The sequence below is a fragment of the Streptomyces sp. NPDC058295 genome (genome assembly GCF_042880655.1).
Classification (GTDB): domain Bacteria; phylum Actinomycetota; class Actinomycetes; order Streptomycetales; family Streptomycetaceae; genus Streptomyces; species Streptomyces coriariae.
This window is the reverse complement of the sequence record NZ_JBHVYO010000075.1, coordinates 14,875-30,292: the sequence shown is the minus strand read 5'-3', so window position 1 is coordinate 30,292 and position 15,418 is coordinate 14,875. Positions and strand designations below refer to the sequence as shown.

General features: G+C 70.9%; 11 protein-coding genes. 4 read left to right on the top strand and 7 right to left on the bottom strand.

What is annotated here, in order from left to right:
• Nucleotides 1-161: 161 nt before the first annotated feature.
• Together ACFVYS_RS41180 and ACFVYS_RS41175 are read right to left on the bottom strand one after the other, a co-directional pair.
• The gene (locus tag ACFVYS_RS41180; RefSeq protein ID WP_389510672.1) at nt 162-353 is read right to left on the bottom strand and encodes an acyl-CoA carboxylase subunit epsilon; all 192 of its coding nucleotides are present in this window, start codon (nt 351-353) and stop codon (nt 162-164) included.
• A 67-nt stretch (nt 354-420) separates the two neighbouring features.
• Nucleotides 421-2,025 (bottom strand): acyl-CoA carboxylase subunit beta, encoded by a 1,605-nt coding sequence (locus ACFVYS_RS41175; protein ID WP_037736155.1) that lies wholly within the window; start codon nt 2,023-2,025, stop codon nt 421-423.
• Between the two features lie 368 nt (nt 2,026-2,393).
• On the opposite strand from ACFVYS_RS41175, the gene ACFVYS_RS41170 reads away from it, so the two are divergent.
• The 3 genes from ACFVYS_RS41170 to ACFVYS_RS41160 all read left to right on the top strand — a co-directional run bounded on the left by ACFVYS_RS41170 (nt 2,394) and on the right by ACFVYS_RS41160 (nt 4,853).
• Nucleotides 2,394-3,005 (top strand): YceI family protein, encoded by a 612-nt coding sequence (locus tag ACFVYS_RS41170; RefSeq protein WP_389510670.1) that lies wholly within the window; start codon nt 2,394-2,396, stop codon nt 3,003-3,005.
• A 93-nt stretch (nt 3,006-3,098) separates the two neighbouring features.
• Nucleotides 3,099-3,737, top strand: coding sequence for a hypothetical protein (locus ACFVYS_RS41165; RefSeq protein WP_389510668.1), 639 nt, complete (start codon nt 3,099-3,101; stop codon nt 3,735-3,737).
• A gap of 330 nt (nt 3,738-4,067) precedes the next feature.
• Nucleotides 4,068-4,853, top strand: a complete 786-nt coding sequence (locus ACFVYS_RS41160) for a trypsin-like serine protease (protein WP_020131452.1) — start codon at nt 4,068-4,070, stop codon at nt 4,851-4,853.
• A gap of 326 nt (nt 4,854-5,179) precedes the next feature.
• On the opposite strand, the gene ACFVYS_RS41155 is transcribed toward ACFVYS_RS41160, so the two are convergent.
• Together ACFVYS_RS41155 and ACFVYS_RS41150 are read right to left on the bottom strand one after the other, a co-directional pair.
• Nucleotides 5,180-6,547, bottom strand: a complete 1,368-nt coding sequence (locus ACFVYS_RS41155; RefSeq protein WP_389510666.1) for a hypothetical protein — start codon at nt 6,545-6,547, stop codon at nt 5,180-5,182.
• Nucleotides 6,548-6,608: 61 nt separating this feature from the next.
• Nucleotides 6,609-9,641, bottom strand: coding sequence for a glycoside hydrolase family 3 N-terminal domain-containing protein (locus tag ACFVYS_RS41150; RefSeq protein WP_389510664.1), 3,033 nt, complete (start codon nt 9,639-9,641; stop codon nt 6,609-6,611).
• A 237-nt stretch (nt 9,642-9,878) separates the two neighbouring features.
• Between ACFVYS_RS41150 and ACFVYS_RS41145 the strand changes: the two genes are divergently transcribed.
• Nucleotides 9,879-11,744 carry a ricin-type beta-trefoil lectin domain protein gene (locus tag ACFVYS_RS41145; protein WP_389510662.1) on the top strand — a complete coding sequence of 622 codons (1,866 nt, stop codon included), beginning with the start codon at nt 9,879-9,881 and terminating at the stop codon, nt 11,742-11,744.
• A gap of 73 nt (nt 11,745-11,817) precedes the next feature.
• On the opposite strand, the gene cimA is transcribed toward ACFVYS_RS41145, so the two are convergent.
• The 3 genes from cimA to ACFVYS_RS41130 form a co-directional block, all read right to left on the bottom strand.
• Nucleotides 11,818-13,422, bottom strand: coding sequence for a citramalate synthase (gene cimA / locus ACFVYS_RS41140; protein ID WP_054239782.1), 1,605 nt, complete (start codon nt 13,420-13,422; stop codon nt 11,818-11,820).
• 307 nt (nt 13,423-13,729) lie between these two features.
• A complete protein-coding gene (locus tag ACFVYS_RS41135; RefSeq protein ID WP_389510660.1) occupies nt 13,730-14,344 on the bottom strand; it encodes a TetR/AcrR family transcriptional regulator in 615 nt (204 codons plus the stop codon).
• Nucleotides 14,345-14,375: 31 nt separating this feature from the next.
• The gene (locus ACFVYS_RS41130; protein WP_389510658.1) at nt 14,376-15,413 is read right to left on the bottom strand and encodes an agmatine/peptidylarginine deiminase; all 1,038 of its coding nucleotides are present in this window, start codon (nt 15,411-15,413) and stop codon (nt 14,376-14,378) included.
• Between the last annotated feature and the right edge of the window lie 5 nt (nt 15,414-15,418).

The following is a 15,418-nucleotide window of genomic DNA, read 5'->3' as shown; positions in this document are numbered from 1 at the left end:
CCTTTTTTGCGCCGCGACGACGGGACGCGAGACGGCGTTCACCGGCGGTGCCGGGCCGGCCGGGTCTCCGGCCACCGCACGAAGAAGGGGCCCCTCTCGGCGGAGGGGCCCCTTCTTCGTGCGGTGAAGCGGCTGGAGCGGCGCCTGGTGCGGCGTGGCGCCTAGTGCCAGCTGTGCGGGGCGCGGAAGCCGCCCTCGCGCTCCAGGCGGCGCCAGCCGGCCTTGGGGCGGACTCGGTGGGTCTCGGTGGGGGACGACCGGGCGGCCGCGCGGGCCAGGAGGATCGCCGTGATGGCGGCGACTTCCTCGGGCTCGGCGTGGCCCTTCTCGACGCGGATGTCGGGAGCGTTCATGGGTGCAAGTCTCCGTGGATGAGGTTTCCGCAGGGGATCCAGTGGGTTACCCGTGGGATCTGCCGGGTTACTGCGGGGGGTTGCCGTGCTTGCGCGAGGGCAGGTCCGCGTGCTTCGACTGGAGCATGGCCAGCGACCTGATGAGGACCTCACGGGTCTCGGCGGGGTCGATGACGTCGTCGACCAGTCCGCGTTCCGCCGCGTAGTACGGGTGCATCAGCTCGGACTTGTACTCCTTGACCATGCGGGCCCGCATGGCCTCGGGGTCCTCGGCCTCGGCGATCTGACGCCGGAAGATGACGTTGGCGGCACCTTCGGCGCCCATCACGGCGATCTCGTTCGTCGGCCAGGCGTAGGTGAGGTCGGCGCCGATGGACTGGCTGTCCATGACGATGTAGGCACCTCCGTAGGCCTTGCGCAGGATCAGGGAGATCCGCGGCACGGTCGCGTTGCAGTAGGCGTAGAGCAGCTTCGCTCCGTGCCGGATGATTCCGCCGTGCTCCTGGTCGACGCCCGGGAGGAATCCAGGGACGTCCAGGAAGGTGACGATCGGGATATTGAAAGCGTCACACATCTGGACAAAGCGTGCAGCTTTTTCCGACGCCTCGATGTCCAGGACACCGGCGAGGGCCTGCGGCTGGTTGGCCACGATGCCGACGACCTGGCCGTCGAGCCGGGCCAGCGCGCAGATGATGTTGCGGGCCCAGCGCTCGTGGATCTCCACGTACTCGCCGTCGTCGACGATCTCCTCGATGACCTTGGTCATGTCGTACGGACGGTTGCCGTCCGCCGGGACCAGGTCGAGCAGGACGTCACCGCGGCGGTCGGCCGGGTCGGTGGACTCGGTGCGCGGGGGGTTCTCGCGGTTGTTCTGCGGGAGCAGCGAGAGGAGGTAGCGGACCTCCGCGATGCAGGTCTCCTCGTCGTCGTACGCGAAGTGGCAGACGCCGGAGGTCTCGGCGTGCACGTCGGCGCCGCCGAGGCCGTTCTGGCTGATCTCCTCGCCGGTGACGGCCTTGACCACGTCCGGCCCGGTGATGAACATCTGCGAGGTCTCGCGGACCATGAAGACGAAGTCGGTGAGGGCGGGGCTGTAGGCCGCGCCGCCCGCGCAGGGGCCCAGCATGACCGAGATCTGCGGGATCACCCCGCTCGCCCTGGTGTTGCGCTGGAAGATGCCGCCGTAGCCGGCGAGCGCGGAGACGCCCTCCTGGATACGGGCGCCGGCGCCGTCGTTGAGCGAGACCAGCGGGGCACCGGCCGCGATGGCCATGTCCATGATCTTGTGGATCTTCGTGGCGTGGGCCTCGCCCAGCGCGCCGCCGAAGATACGGAAGTCATGGGCGTAGACGAAGACCGTGCGGCCCTCCACCGTGCCCCAGCCCGTGATGACACCGTCGGTGAACGGCTTCTTGGCCTCGAGCCCGAAGCCGGTCGCCCGGTGCCGGCGCAGCTGCTCGACCTCCTGGAAGGACCCCGGGTCGAGGAGCAGCTCGATCCGCTCCCGGGCGGTCAGCTTGCCCTTGGCGTGCTGCGCCTGGGTCGCCTTCTCGCTCGGGCCGGCCAGCGCCTGGGCACGGATCTCGTGCAGCTCGGCCACGCGGCCGCGCGCATCCGTGGGTTCCGAAGGCTCTGCGATCGGCTCGCCCGTCGTCTCTTCCAAAACGGTCATGTAGTGACCTTACGAAGCCCACCAAGGAAAGAGGGACGTCGACTCCGTACAGTCTCCGGCGCGTTTTCCTGGTAGCCCTGAACAGAACCGGGCGGGCATGCAGCCGTTCCGACTGCTCAGAGGGGCTGGGGCTTGTAGGGGTCGCACAAACCCCGGGGCTGAGACCCGCCTCACATTCCCGGCGCGCACATGCCCTCGCCGGAGTGAAACGGAGCGTCCGGACGGCGGTTCGTGGCCGTCGGATCCCAGCGGGGCCCGCAACACAGGACGAAGATGTTGAACATTGAACGGAATAGGTCTACGGTCGTTCTCGTTGACCTCGTTGAAGATTAAACATCCTCGATCTTCCCGTCCCCAAGGAGCACGTCATGGGTATCTTCGGCCGCAAGAACACCGACGAGACCGTCACCGGTGTCGCCGACGCCACGGTGAGCCCCGAGCTCGCCGCCCTTACCGGCGACTACACCATCGACCCCGCCCACTCGACGCTCGGCTTCGTCGCGCGCCACGCGATGGTCACGAACGTCAAGGGCAAGTTCAACGACTTCACCGGCTCGCTGCACCTGGACGGCACCGACCCGTCGAAGTCCAGCGCCACCATCGACGTCACGATGGACAGCATCGACACCGGGTCCGCCGACCGCGACGGCCACCTGAAGACCGCCGACTTCTTCAAGACCGAGGAGTTCCCGACGATGACCTTCCGCGCCACCTCGGCGGAGGCGCTGGGCGGCGACGACTACCGGATCACCGGCGACCTGACCATCCTCGGCGTCACCAAGCCGCTCAGCATCGACCTGGAGTTCAACGGCGCCGCCAAGGACCCGTTCGGCAACGAGCGCGTCGGCTTCGAGGGCAAGGCCGAGATCCTTCGCTCTGCGTGGGGCCTGACCTGGAACGCGGCACTGGAGACCGGCGGCGTTCTGGTCTCGGACAAGATCAAGCTGAACTTCGACATCTCGGCGATCAAGAACGCGTAAGCGCTCGGCTGAATACGGTGGAAAACGGCGAATAGGGGTCGGAAGCGAAGAGCTCCCGGCCCCTTTCCCCGTTCCCTGTCACAGTCGCGAGGCATGAGCACCAGGACCGGACCCCAGCACTACCCCGGCGCGAACCGCGACCACTGGTACCAGGACGACTTCGGCGGTGACCGCATGGAGGTCAACGTCGTCGTCCTGCACACCACCGAAGGGCGTTCGCTGCCCGACTACCAGGGCGGCTCCGCCGCGCCCAACCTGACGGCCGTGCCGGACTTCGCCGCCAGAAAGCTGAAGTGGTACCAGCACTTCGAGATCGACGTCTCCTCGCGCGCGCTGGTCAACAAGCGCGGCGGCGTCGAGACGAACACGCTGAACGTCTGCCAGGCGGAACTCGTCGGCACCTGCGACCCCGACCTGCACGCCAAGTGGAAGGCCCGCGGCCAGGCCCACGTCTACTGGCCGAAGGCACCGGTGTGGGCGTTGCGCGCCGTCGCCGAGTACCTGGCGTGGATGCACATCCACCACCATGTCCCGCTGCGCGGACCGGCGCTCTGGCCCGCCTACCCGAAGTCCGCCGGAAACGGGGGCGGTCAGCGGATGAGCGGGGAGCGGTGGAACGCGTTCAAGGGGGTGTGCGGGCACATGCACGTGCCGGAGAACGCGCACGGGGATCCGGGGGCGCTCGACTTCGAGGGGCTGCTCGACTTCGCCAAGGCGGCCGTCCAGGACTGAGACCGGCCGACGACGTACTGGCGGCCGGCTGCGCCCGGCGAGCGCGGCCGCCAGTCGGACGGGCGGAGCCGCCGGCGGGGGGTGAGGCAGCCGGCCGGGAGCAAGGTGGCCGACGGGGGTCAGGCAGCCGGCGGGGGGCAAGCGGCCGGTGGGCGGATGTGGCTGAATCAGCCCCCTTGTGTGAGGGCTTGCGGGGTTCCCATAATCCAGCAACAGATTTGACCTGACCATGCCAGCGCATGGACGTTTCTTTGCGGTGCACGGCTTCGCGGTGCGCAGTTTGTGTTGACATGCTCTCGTCAAAGCCAACCCCCCACGGAAGGCAGCACCTTGAAGAAACTCCTCACAGCGCTCAAGAGATGCGCAGCCGTCGGCGCGGCAGCCCTCGCGATCGCCAGCCTTCAGCCCCTCTCGTCCGCACAGGCCGCCCCCGCCCCCGTCGTCGGCGGAACCCGTGCCGCGCAGGGCGAGTTCCCGTTCATGGTCCGGCTCTCCATGGGCTGCGGCGGGGCGCTCTACACCCAGCAGATCGTGCTCACCGCCGCGCACTGCGTCAGCGGGACCGGCGCCAACACCAGCATCACCGCCACCGCCGGCGTCGTGGACCTCCAGTCCACCACCGGCCGGGTCCAGGTGAAGTCGACCTACGTGTACCGGGCCCCCGGCTACAACGGCAACGGCAAGGACTGGGCGCTCATCAAGCTCGCCTCACCCATCACGACCCAGTCCACCCTGAAGATCGCCACCACCACGCAGTACAACACCGGCACCTTCACCATCGCAGGCTGGGGCTCGGCCTCCGAGGGCGGCGCCCAGCAGCGCTATCTGCTCAAGGCCACCGTGCCGTTCGTGAGCGACGCGACCTGTCGTGCGTACAGCGGCTACAGCGGTCTCGTCGCCAGTGACGAGATCTGCGCCGGATACGCGGCCGGCGGCACCGACACCTGCCAGGGCGACTCGGGCGGCCCGATGTTCCGCCGGGACGCCAACAACGCCTGGATCCAGGTCGGCATCGTGAGCTGGGGCATCGGCTGCGCCCGGGCCAACGCCCCCGGCGTCTACTCCGAGGTCTCCACCTTCGCCTCGGCCATCGCCTCGGCGGCGGCCTCGCTCTGACGCACACCCCCCGTCGCACGACCACGGGCCCGGCACCGCTGCGTGCCGGGCCCGTGGCGGGTTCGGTACCGTCCTGAACCGTCAAGTCGCCGCACGGACACGGGGGTTGAGCCAGGGCGTGCTGAGCGGTGATCATGTCGGGTTCAGCGGGGGGACCCACCACGGCCCCGCCCCCACGGCGACCGCCGCACTGCCCGTCCGGCCGGCCGCCTTCCCCGGGCGGGACGCCGCCGGCCTCGGGCGGGACAGTGCCGCCGGGGTCGGCAGCTGAGTCCAGGCCGGGAGCGCCAGGTGACCCCACGGCCGACAGTTCGGGGGAACGGACCTCAGAACCCGCCGCCGAAGTCGCCCCCGCCGCCTCCGCCGAAGTCCCCTCCCCCGCCACCTCCGAAGCCGCCGAAGTCGCCGGGGTCGAAGTCGGCGCCGGAGACGTCGCCTCCGTCGTAGCCCCCGCCGAAGTCGCCGTAGCCGCTGCCGTAGTCGGAGGCGTAGGAGGGGGCGGCCATGATGCCGCCGAGCATCGTGCCGACGAGGAGGCCGGGCAGGATGCCGCCGCCGAAGTAGCCGCCCGCCCAGGGGCCGTAGGCGGGGCCCGCCTCCCAGTACGGGCGGCGGCCGTAGTCGCTGTCGACCTCGCGGATCACCGGGTCGCGGCCGTCGGCCAGGCGGGTCGCGTCCGCGGCGCAGACCGGAACCTCGCGGGTGGCCCCGCCGGGCGGCGTCCAGGTGGCGTCGGTGACCGAGGGGCCGTGGCGGGGGTCGAAGAAGCACGGCGGCCGGCGTTCGGGCAGCGGCGCTCCGGTGCGGCGGGCGGCCAGTCGGGCGAGGGAGAAACGGCCGTCCTCCAGCGCCTGGGTGACGGGGCGGACGTCCTCGGGTCTCGTCGCCGCCGCCATGAACGACTTCGCCTGCTCATAGGCGTCCAGGGCGCGTTCGTAGTCGGCGCGCATGGCGTCGTCGGCGCCCGGCTCCGACGGGCGGAAGTCCAGCCGGTCGAGCTCCTCGCCGAAGGCCGTGATGTCCTCGTCCACGACGACCCGCAGCCGGTCGAGGGCGGCCCGCTGGTCCGCCGCGTGCCGCCGGCGGTTGCGCCGCACGAGGGTGTAGGCGCCCGCCCCGCCCGCGACCAGCACCACTCCCGCCGTGATCAGCGCGGTGGAGGAGATCCCGTCACCGCCGCCCGAGGAGCTCCAGCTCTTGGGCGCCGAGCCGCCCATGTTTGCCAGGGCACGTTCGGTGAAGTCGGTCAGCTGGGTCTTGGCGTCGTCCTCGCCCTGGACACTGGCGACCAGGTTGCGGACAGCCGTGCGGGACAGGACCGAGGAGTCGGCGCGGGCGTCGAAGCGGTCACCGAGCCGGATCGCGTACAGGCCGGTCACGCCGGTGGCGGTGCGCAGGTCCGTGAAGAGGTCCGCCGTGGGGTAGCCGGCCGGCAGGACGGCGATGAACAGGGGTTTGTCGGCGCCCTCGATCTGCTCCTGGAGGGCGTGCGCCTCCGCCTGGGACAGCTGGGCGCTCGCCTCCGGATCGACATAGAGCGGGCTTTCGCGCAGGGACGCGGCGATCACCGAGACGCTCGTGGCCGCGGAGGCGCGCGGGGCGCCCGCCGTCAGGACCGCCAGAACGGTCAGGACGGCGAGCGCCAGTGCGATCAGCGGTCCGGCAGGGCTTCGGGTCGATAGAGCGACCTTCATACTTCGAAACTACCCGAAAGCCATCGAAAGCGGTCTCTTCGAGCGGCCGGGAACACAGTGGCTAGGCCGCCGCCCGGTACGCCGCCGTCAGCTGCTCCACCGCCTTTCCGTACCGGCCGGTCAGCAGCAGGTGGTCCGCGTCGGCGAAGGGCTTCGCGACCGCCGCCGTCACGGCCTGGCCCACCTTCCGCTGGACGATGAGCCGGGCCTTCTCGACCAGCGCCCGTCCCACCTCGTCGGCACCGGCCCGCTCGGCCACCGCGGCCGCGGCCCCCAGCCCCTTCAGGGTCGTCGCGCCACCCTCCGGCACCCGGCTCAGCGTCGTCAGACCCCAGCCGTAGGGGAACTGCGGGTCATACGCCGCGTCGCCGACGTTGATCGGCAGCTGGGCCTCGGTCTTCGGCCAGGTCACCGGAAGCTGTCCGGTGAAGGGCCGCCTGCCGTACAGGACGTCGGCCACGCCGTCGCCCTCGGTGCCCGGCAGCCAGGAGGCCACCAGCGCGTCGATGTCGCCGAGCCGGTCACCGATCAGCTGGGGCCGCCCGGACACGATCAGCACCGCGCACCTCATCGCGGCGCACACCTTGTCCACGGCCGCCCGGTCGGCGGCCGTCAGCTCCAGGTCGTTGCCGTTGCCGACGTCGCCGACGCCCTCGGCGTACGGGGTCTCGCCGACGACCACGACACCGACGTCGTACCCGTCCGTCGACGCCGAGGCGTCCTGGGAGTAGGTGACGTCGCCGCCGGCCTTCCGCATCCCGTCCAGGATCGTCGTGCCCTGCGTGATGTCGCCGGAGGCGCCCTGCCAGGTGATGGTCCAGCCGCCGGTCTGGTTGCCGATGTCGTCGGCGTTGGAGCCGGCGACGTACACCTTCTGGTTCTTCTTCAGCGGCAGGACCCCGCCGGAGTTCTTCAGCAGCACCTGCGACTCGGCGGCCGCCTGGCGCGCGACGGCCCGGTGCGCGGCGGAGCCGATCCGCGCCGCGCCGCTGGTGTCCGCGTACGGCTTCTCGAAGAGCCCCAGCTCGAACTTCTGGGTGAGGATGCGCCCGACGGCGTCGTCGATCCGCCGCTCGGTGATCCGCCCGGCCTCGGTTTCGTCGATCAGTGCCGCCGTGAAGTCCTTGTACGAGTACGGCACCATCATCATGTCGACGCCCGCGTCGACGGAGGCGCGGACGCGGGAGCCGTAGTCGCCGGGGAGCTGGTCGATGGCGTTCCAGTCGCTGATCACGAAGCCGTCGAAGCCCATCCGGCCCTTCAGCACACCGTTGATCATGTCGGCGCGGGCGTGCATCCTCACCGGGCCCCGGCCGTCGCCGAGGATGTCGAGCGACGAGTAGGAGGGCATCACCGATCCGACGCCCCGGTCCACGGCCGCCCGGTACGGAGCGAGGTGGACGGCCTCCAGCTGCTGCCGGGTGACCTTGGTGACGCCCTGGTCGATGGTGTAGCTGCCGGTGGTGGAGGAGCCGTACTCGGTGCCGCCGTCGCCGACGAAGTGCTTGGCGGTGGCGAGGACCTTGTCGCCGTCCTTCAGGTCCCGGCCGTCGCGGGCGCCTTGCAGGCCCTGGATGACGGTCTCCATGGACTCGACGAGCGCCGGGTCCTCACCGAAGGACTCGTACGAGCGACCCCAGCGTTCGTCGCGGGTGACGCACAGGCAGGGGGCGAAGTCCCAGGGGACGCCGGTGGCTCGGACCTCGGCGGCGGTCACCGCGCCGGTCCGCTCGGCGAGAGCGGGGTCCCTGGTCGCCCCGATGCCGATGTTGTGCGGCATGACGGTCGCCCCGACCAGGTTGTTGTGGCCGTGCACCGCGTCCACGCCGTAGATCAGCGGGATCTGGAACCGGGTGGCCTGCGCCCGGAGCTGGTAGCCGTCGATCATCTTCGCCCAGGCCTCGGCGGTGTTGGGCGTCGGCGTGGAGCCGCCGCCGGAGAGCAGCGAGCCGAGGTCGTACGCGGCGATGTCGGCGCCCGTGCCGATCGCGCCGCGCTCGGCCTGGGTCATCTGGCCGGCCTTCTCCGCGAGGCTCATCCGCGCAAGGAGATCGGCGACCCGCTTCTTCACCGGCAACCTGGCGTTCAGATACGGCAGTCCGTGCGCGTCGACCACGATCTGCGGGGTCTCGGACGGCGGCTTGGCGCCGGTCACGGTCAGCCGGAGCGGGACGGTCTCGGCGGACTCGGCCTTCTTGTCCGCGAGCGTGCGGACGGCGACCGTGCGGGTGGTGCCGGAGGGGGTGCCCGCCGGGAAGGTGACGGTGCCGGTGACCGGGGTGTAGTCCTTGCCGGGCTCGGCGGTGCCGGTCGCGGAGGTCTCGTAGGCGACGGTGACGGGCTCGTCGAGGGGGGCGGCGCCGGTGGTGGCGACGGTGAGCCGGACGGCGGCCGCCCGGCCCTCCCGGACCGGGTACACGGCCGCGTCGGTGGTGACGGCGGCGCGCAGCGACTGGTCCGCGCGGCCGTACAGCTCCACGCCGTCCATGGCGAAGTCGCCCTTGACGCCGACGGGGAGGGTGAGGGCGTATCCCCAGGTATCGGTGAGGCCGAGGACCTGGTCGATGCCGCCGACGGGCTGGTAGTCCGTGCGATAGGTGAAGTCGGTGAAGGGGATCTCCACCTGTTTCCAGCCGGTCCAGTCGTCGGTGAAGGAGGTCGTCCAGAGCTCGGACGCCTCTCCGTTCGCGCCGCCGTCCTTGAGCTCGAAGGCGATCTTCTTGCCGTTGTCGCGGCCCTCCCACCAGAACCGGATGCCCCGGTGGGCGGACCAGTCGTGGGCGGGCTCGGCGAAGGCGAAGTCGTGGGTGAAGCCGCCGTAGCCGCTGATGTCGTAGCCGCCGGTGAGGACCTTGTCGCCCTCGGGGGCGTCCGCACGGGCCGTCAGCCGGAGGGCCGGCGGGTCGTCGGTGTCGCTGCCCCAGGTGAAGAGGCCCTCGGCGGGCGGGCTCGCGAAGGGGATCTCGCCCTCGAAGCGGTCGACCGGGACGGGTGCGGGACCGGGGTCGTCGGCGCCGGACGCGCCGGCGGCGGTGGTCATCGGGAGCAGTGCGGCCAGCAGGGTGGCGGAGGCGAGCAGGGCGGTTCTTCGCATGCAACGTCCCTCTACTCTCGTGGTCCACTCATGACTTAGATCACGCCGTGAGTTAACTGGTGGGCCGGTGCGCCGTCAAGACTTCACACCGGAACTGGTACGGCCGCAACTCCCGTCCGGATCAGGGACGTTGTTCGTTCGACAGATGAACGCGCAACCCCTTGACGCGACCTGGAAGCCGTCATTTACTCACGCCTCGCACGCCCCCATCCCCCACCTTCGAAAGGGCGGCGCTCCATGAGGAGATCCACTCGCGTCCTCCGGCTGCTCCTCGCCGGTCTGCTCACCTCCGCCGGGATCACCGCGGCGGTCGCGCCCGCGCACGCGGCCGGCGAGCAGGTCACGGCCTGGCTCACCACCACGGACGACGCCGGCGGGCGGCACGTGGTCCGCGGTCTGCAGGCGCAGCCCGCCTTCGCCTTCCAGGCGGGCGGCGGCGGCAGCGGCGAGAACATCACGGTCGACGAGAACACCGGGTACCAGACCTTCACCGGCGGTGGGGCGTCCTTCACCGACACCGCGGCCTGGCTGATGAACGGCAGCGGAGCGCTGTCCGCGGCGACCCGGGAGGCGACCCTGCGCAAGCTGTTCTCGCCGACCGAGGGCATCGGGCTGTCGTTCCTGCGCAATCCGATGGGCGGCTCGGACCTCGCCCGCTTCGGCTACACCTACGACGACGTCCCGGCCGGCCGGACGGACGCGGATCTGTCGGCGTTCTCGATCGCCCACGACCTGGCGGACGTGGTGCCGCTGACCCGGCGGGCCCGGGAACTGAACCCGGCGCTGACGGTGATGGCGTCGCCGTGGACGGCGCCCGCCTGGATGAAGGACAGCGGACAGCTCAACGGCGGCTGGCTGAAGGCGGAGAACTACGGGGCGTACGCGTCGTACTTCGTGAAGTACCTCCAGGCGTACCGGGACCAGGGCATACCGGTGGCGTTCGTGACAGCGCAGAACGAGCCGACGTGCTGCTCCGGCTACCCGTCGATGAGCTGGAACGCCTCGGGGCTGGCGTACTTCACGAAGAGTGAGCTGCTGCCGAAGCTGGCTGCGGCCGGGCTGTCGACGAAGGTGCTGGCGCACGACTGGAACTGGGACGTCTATGACGCGTACGCGGCGCAGACGGTGGACGACGCGGCGGTCCGCTCGCACCCGAACTTCGGCGGGATCGCCTGGCACGGCTACGGCGGGGAGGTGGCGAAGCAGACGTCGGTGCACGACCGGTACCCGCAGCTGGACGCCTTCGGCACCGAGCACTCCGGCGGGACCTGGATCGCGAACCAGCAGCGCGAGGACATGCTCGACATCGTGAACTACACCCGCAACTGGGCGAAGTCGGTGACGAAGTGGTCGCTGGCCGTGGACCAGAACCGGGGGCCGCACAACGGCGGCTGCGGGACGTGCGACGGGCTGGTCACCGTGCACAACGGGGACGGGGCGAGCGGGACCGTCGACTACATGATCGAGTACTACACGATGGGGCACCTGACGAAGTTCGTCCGGCCGGGCGCGCGGCGGATCGCGTCGACGGCGTCGTCGTCCGTGCCGAACGTGGCATGGCGCAACCCCGACGGCTCCAAGGCGCTGATCGCCTACAACGACGCCGCGACCGCGAAGACGGTGACGATCAACTGGGGCGGGCAGCACGCGACGTACGCGCTGCCGGGGAAGACGTCTGCGACCTTCACCTGGTCGGGGACGCAGTCGGGTGACGCGAGCCGGTCGGGGTCCTTCGTCGGGCTCGCGGGCAGGTGCCTGGACGTGGCGGGTGGCGCGACGGCGAACGGCACGACCGTGCAGCTCTACGACTGCAACGGGTCGGCCGCCCAGCGCTGGACCGTCCAGCCGGACGGCTCGCTCCAGGCGCTCGGCAAGTGCCTCGACGTCGTCGGGGGTTCGACGGCCGACGGCGCGAAGGCCCAGCTGTACGACTGCAACGGAACCGGCGCCCAGCGGTGGTCGTACAACGCCACCACCGGCGATGTCGTCAACACGGCGGCGAACAAGTGCCTCGACGTCACGGACAACTCGTCGGCGAACGGGGCCCGGGGCCAGATCTGGTCCTGCACGGGGGCCGCCAACCAGAAGTGGCAGCTGCGGTAGGACCGCGCCGTCGGCCGGGTGCGGGGCCTCGGCGAGTTCGAGCGGCTCGCCGAGGACTCCCGCCGGGCGGCGCCTACTCGGCGGGCTCCACCTTGGCCCGCAGCAGGCCGTACGTGTAGGCGTCCTCCAGGGCCTGCCAGGAGGCGGCGATCACGTTCTCCGCGACGCCCACCGTGGACCACTCGCCGGTGCCGTCCGTCGTGGAGATCAGGACGCGGGTGGTGGACTGGGTGCCGTGGACGCCCTCCAGGATGCGGACCTTGTAGTCGACCAGGTCGAGCTTGGCCAGCTGGGGGTAGATCTTCTCCAGCGCGACGCGCAGGGAGCGGTCCAGGGCGTTGACCGGGCCGTTGCCCTCGGCCGTCGCGACGATGCGCTCGCCCTTGGCCCACAGCTTGACCGTGGCCTCGTTGGCGTGGGTGCCGTCGGGGCGGTCCTCGACGATGGCCCGCCAGGACTCGACCTCGAAGTACTTCAGCGGCCGGCCCTCGACCTCGGCCCGCAGGAGCAGCTCGAAGGAGGCGTCCGCCGCCTCGTAGGTGTAGCCCTTGAGCTCGCGTTCCTTGACCCGCTCCACGACCCGGCCGACCAGTTCGCGGTCGCCGCCCAGATCGACACCGAGCTCCTTGCCCTTGAGCTCGACCGACGCCCGTCCGGCCATGTCCGACACCAGCATCCGCATGGTGTTGCCGACCTGCTCGGGGTCGATGTGCTGGTAGAGGTCCGGGTCGACCTTGATCGCCGAGGCGTGCAGGCCGGCCTTGTGGGCGAAGGCCGAGACTCCCACGTACGGCTGGTGCGTGGACGGCGTCAGGTTGACGACCTCGGCGATCGCGTGCGAGATGCGGGTCATCTCACGGAGCTTGCCCTCGGGCAGCACCTTCTTGCCGTACTTCAGTTCCAGGGCGGCGACGACCGGGAACAGGTTCGCGTTGCCGACCCGCTCGCCGTAGCCGTTCGCGGTGCACTGGACGTGCGTCGCGCCCGCGTCCACCGCGGCCAGGGTGTTCGCCACCGCGCAGCCGGTGTCGTCCTGGGTGTGGATGCCGAGCCGGGCGCCGGTGTCGGCGAGGACCGTGGAGACGACCGCCTGGATCTGCGCCGGGAGCATGCCGCCGTTGGTGTCGCAGAGGATGACCACGTCCGCGCCGGCCTCGGCGGCGGCCCGGACGACCGCCTTCGCGTACTCCGGGTTGGCGCGGTAGCCGTCGAAGAAGTGCTCGCAGTCGACGAAGACCCGACGGCCCTGTTCCTTCAGGAACGACACCGTGTCGCTCACCATCGCCAGGTTCTCGTCCAGGGTCGTGCGCAGAGCCAGCTCGACGTGTCGGTCGTGGGACTTCGCGACCAGCGTGATCACCCCGGCGCCCGACTCCAGCAGCGCCCTGACCTGCGGGTCCTCGGCGGCCTTCGCGCCGGCCCGGCGGGTCGCGCCGAAGGCGACCAACTGGGCGTGCTTGAAGTCGATCTCCTCCTGGGCGCGGGCGAAGAACTCGGTGTCGCGCGGGTTGGCGCCCGGCCAGCCGCCCTCGATGAAGCCCACGCCGAAGTCGTCCAGGTGCCGGGCGATGGCCAGCTTGTCGGCGACGGTGAGGTTGATGCCCTCACGCTGCGCGCCGTCGCGCAGGGTGGTGTCGAAGACGTGGAACGAGTCGTCGAGTTCGCTGGTTGCGGTCATGGTCTGAAGGCTCCTGTGTTGGATCTCGGTCGTTACCGGAATGACCGGCTCCACCATTCCCCCATGCTCCCTCGCGCTCTCGCTCCCGGCTGTGGGTGGGCCAGAAAAGCGAAAAACCCCTCGCGGGTGCGAGAGGTCTGCGCGCGGGTCGAGGACGACGATGGCCGCTCGTACCTGGTCGTACGGAGCGGTCACTGCGGACCGGCGCGCCTGTTGCCAATAATCGTGGCGAACGAGAGCACGGCGGCAGTCTGGCACATACCGCCCGTTTGCTCACCGGGCGTCTCAGAATGCGAGCAGGGCGATCTCACGCGTCCGCGAGCAGGCCCTCGGCCAGGAACTCCCGGACGTGCCCGAGCACCTGTTCCCGGCCCGTGCCCCGCAGTCCGATGGCCACATGGATGGAGAAACCGTCGAGGAGGGCGCGCAGCCGCGCCGCGAACCGGTCGGGGTCCACGCGCCGGAACTCGCCCCGCGACACCCCTTCCGCCAGCAGGGCGACCAGGTCGCGGTGCCAGGCACCCTCGATGGCCGCCTGGCGGTCCCGGGCGTCCGCGTCGACGGCGGCGTTCTGCGAGCGGTTCCAGACCTCCAGCCAGAGCGTCCAGTGCGGGTCGCGGTGGCCGTCGGGGACGTACAGGTCGACATAGGCGTCGAGGCGCTCGCGGGCGGGGGCGGCGCGGGCCAGCAGCCGGGCGCGCTCGGCGCCGAGCCGGCCCTCGCTCCACTCCAGGGTGCGCAGCAGGAGTTCGTCCTTGGAGTGGAAGTAGTAGAGGAGATGGCCGCTGCTCATCCCGACCTCGCGGCCGAGCCCCGCCATGGTGAGCTTCTCCAGACCGCGCTCGGCGATCATCTCCATGGCGGCGGCGAGGACGTCCTCGCGGGGCGGCGCGTTCCTGCGTGTCCGTGCCGCTCCGGCCATGTCCGGCTCCCCTTTGTCTCGTCCCCGGATCTCAGACCCTCGGCTGCTGCTGGGTGACGCAGTGGATGCCACCGCCGCCGGAGAAGATCGTACGGGCGTCCACCAGGGTGACCGTGCGCTCCGGGAACAGGCGGCGGAAGACGCCCGCAGCGAGCTCGTCGCGCGGGTCGTCGAAGCCGCAGAGCACGACGCCGCCGTTGCAGAGGTAGTGGTTGATGTACGAGTAGTCGGCCCAGTGGCCGTCGGCCTCCAGGACGGTCGGGGCGGCGACCTCGACGACCTCCAGACGGCGGCCGCGCGCGTCGGTCTGCGCCTTCAGCAGCCCGATGACCTCCTTCGTCACCTCGTGGTCGGGGTGCGCCGGGTCGGGCTGGTGATGGGCGACGACGACTCCGGGGCGGGCGAAGGCGGCGACGATGTCGACGTGGCCGAGGGTGCCGAAGCCGTGGGGAGGGTAGTCGCCGGTGAGCCCGCGGGGCAGCCAGATCGCCTTGCGGGTGCCGAGCAGGGCGTGGATCTCCGCCTCGGCCTCCTCCCGCGACCACCCCGGATTGCGCTCCGGGCCGAGCTGCACCGTCTCCGTCAGCAGGACCGTCCCCTCGCCGTCCACATGGATCGCGCCGCCCTCGTTGACCAGCTTCGAGGCGTACGTCCGTGCCCCCGCGAGGTCCGAGACATACGCGGCGATCTTCGCGTCGTGCTCCCAGCGGGCCCAGCTCTGGGCGCCCCAGCCGTTGAAGGTCCAGTCGACGGCGGCGAGCCGCCCGTCCGCGCCGGTCAGGAAGGTGGGGCCGATGTCCCGCATCCAGGCGTCGTCGAGCTCGCGCTCGACCGTGTCGACGCCCGGGCCGAGGAGGGCGCGGGCGTCCGCCGACTGTCCGGGGCCGCACACCACCGTCACCGGCTCGAAGCGGTGGACCGCGCGGGCGACCGAGGCCCAGGCGGCCCGGGACGCGGTCAGGTCGTCGGGGTCGTCGAAGGTGGGGTTGGGGCCCGGCCACGCCATCCAGGTGCGCTCGTGCGGGGCCCACTCGGCGGGCATGCGGAAGCCGTCGGCGGCAGCAGACATCAGCG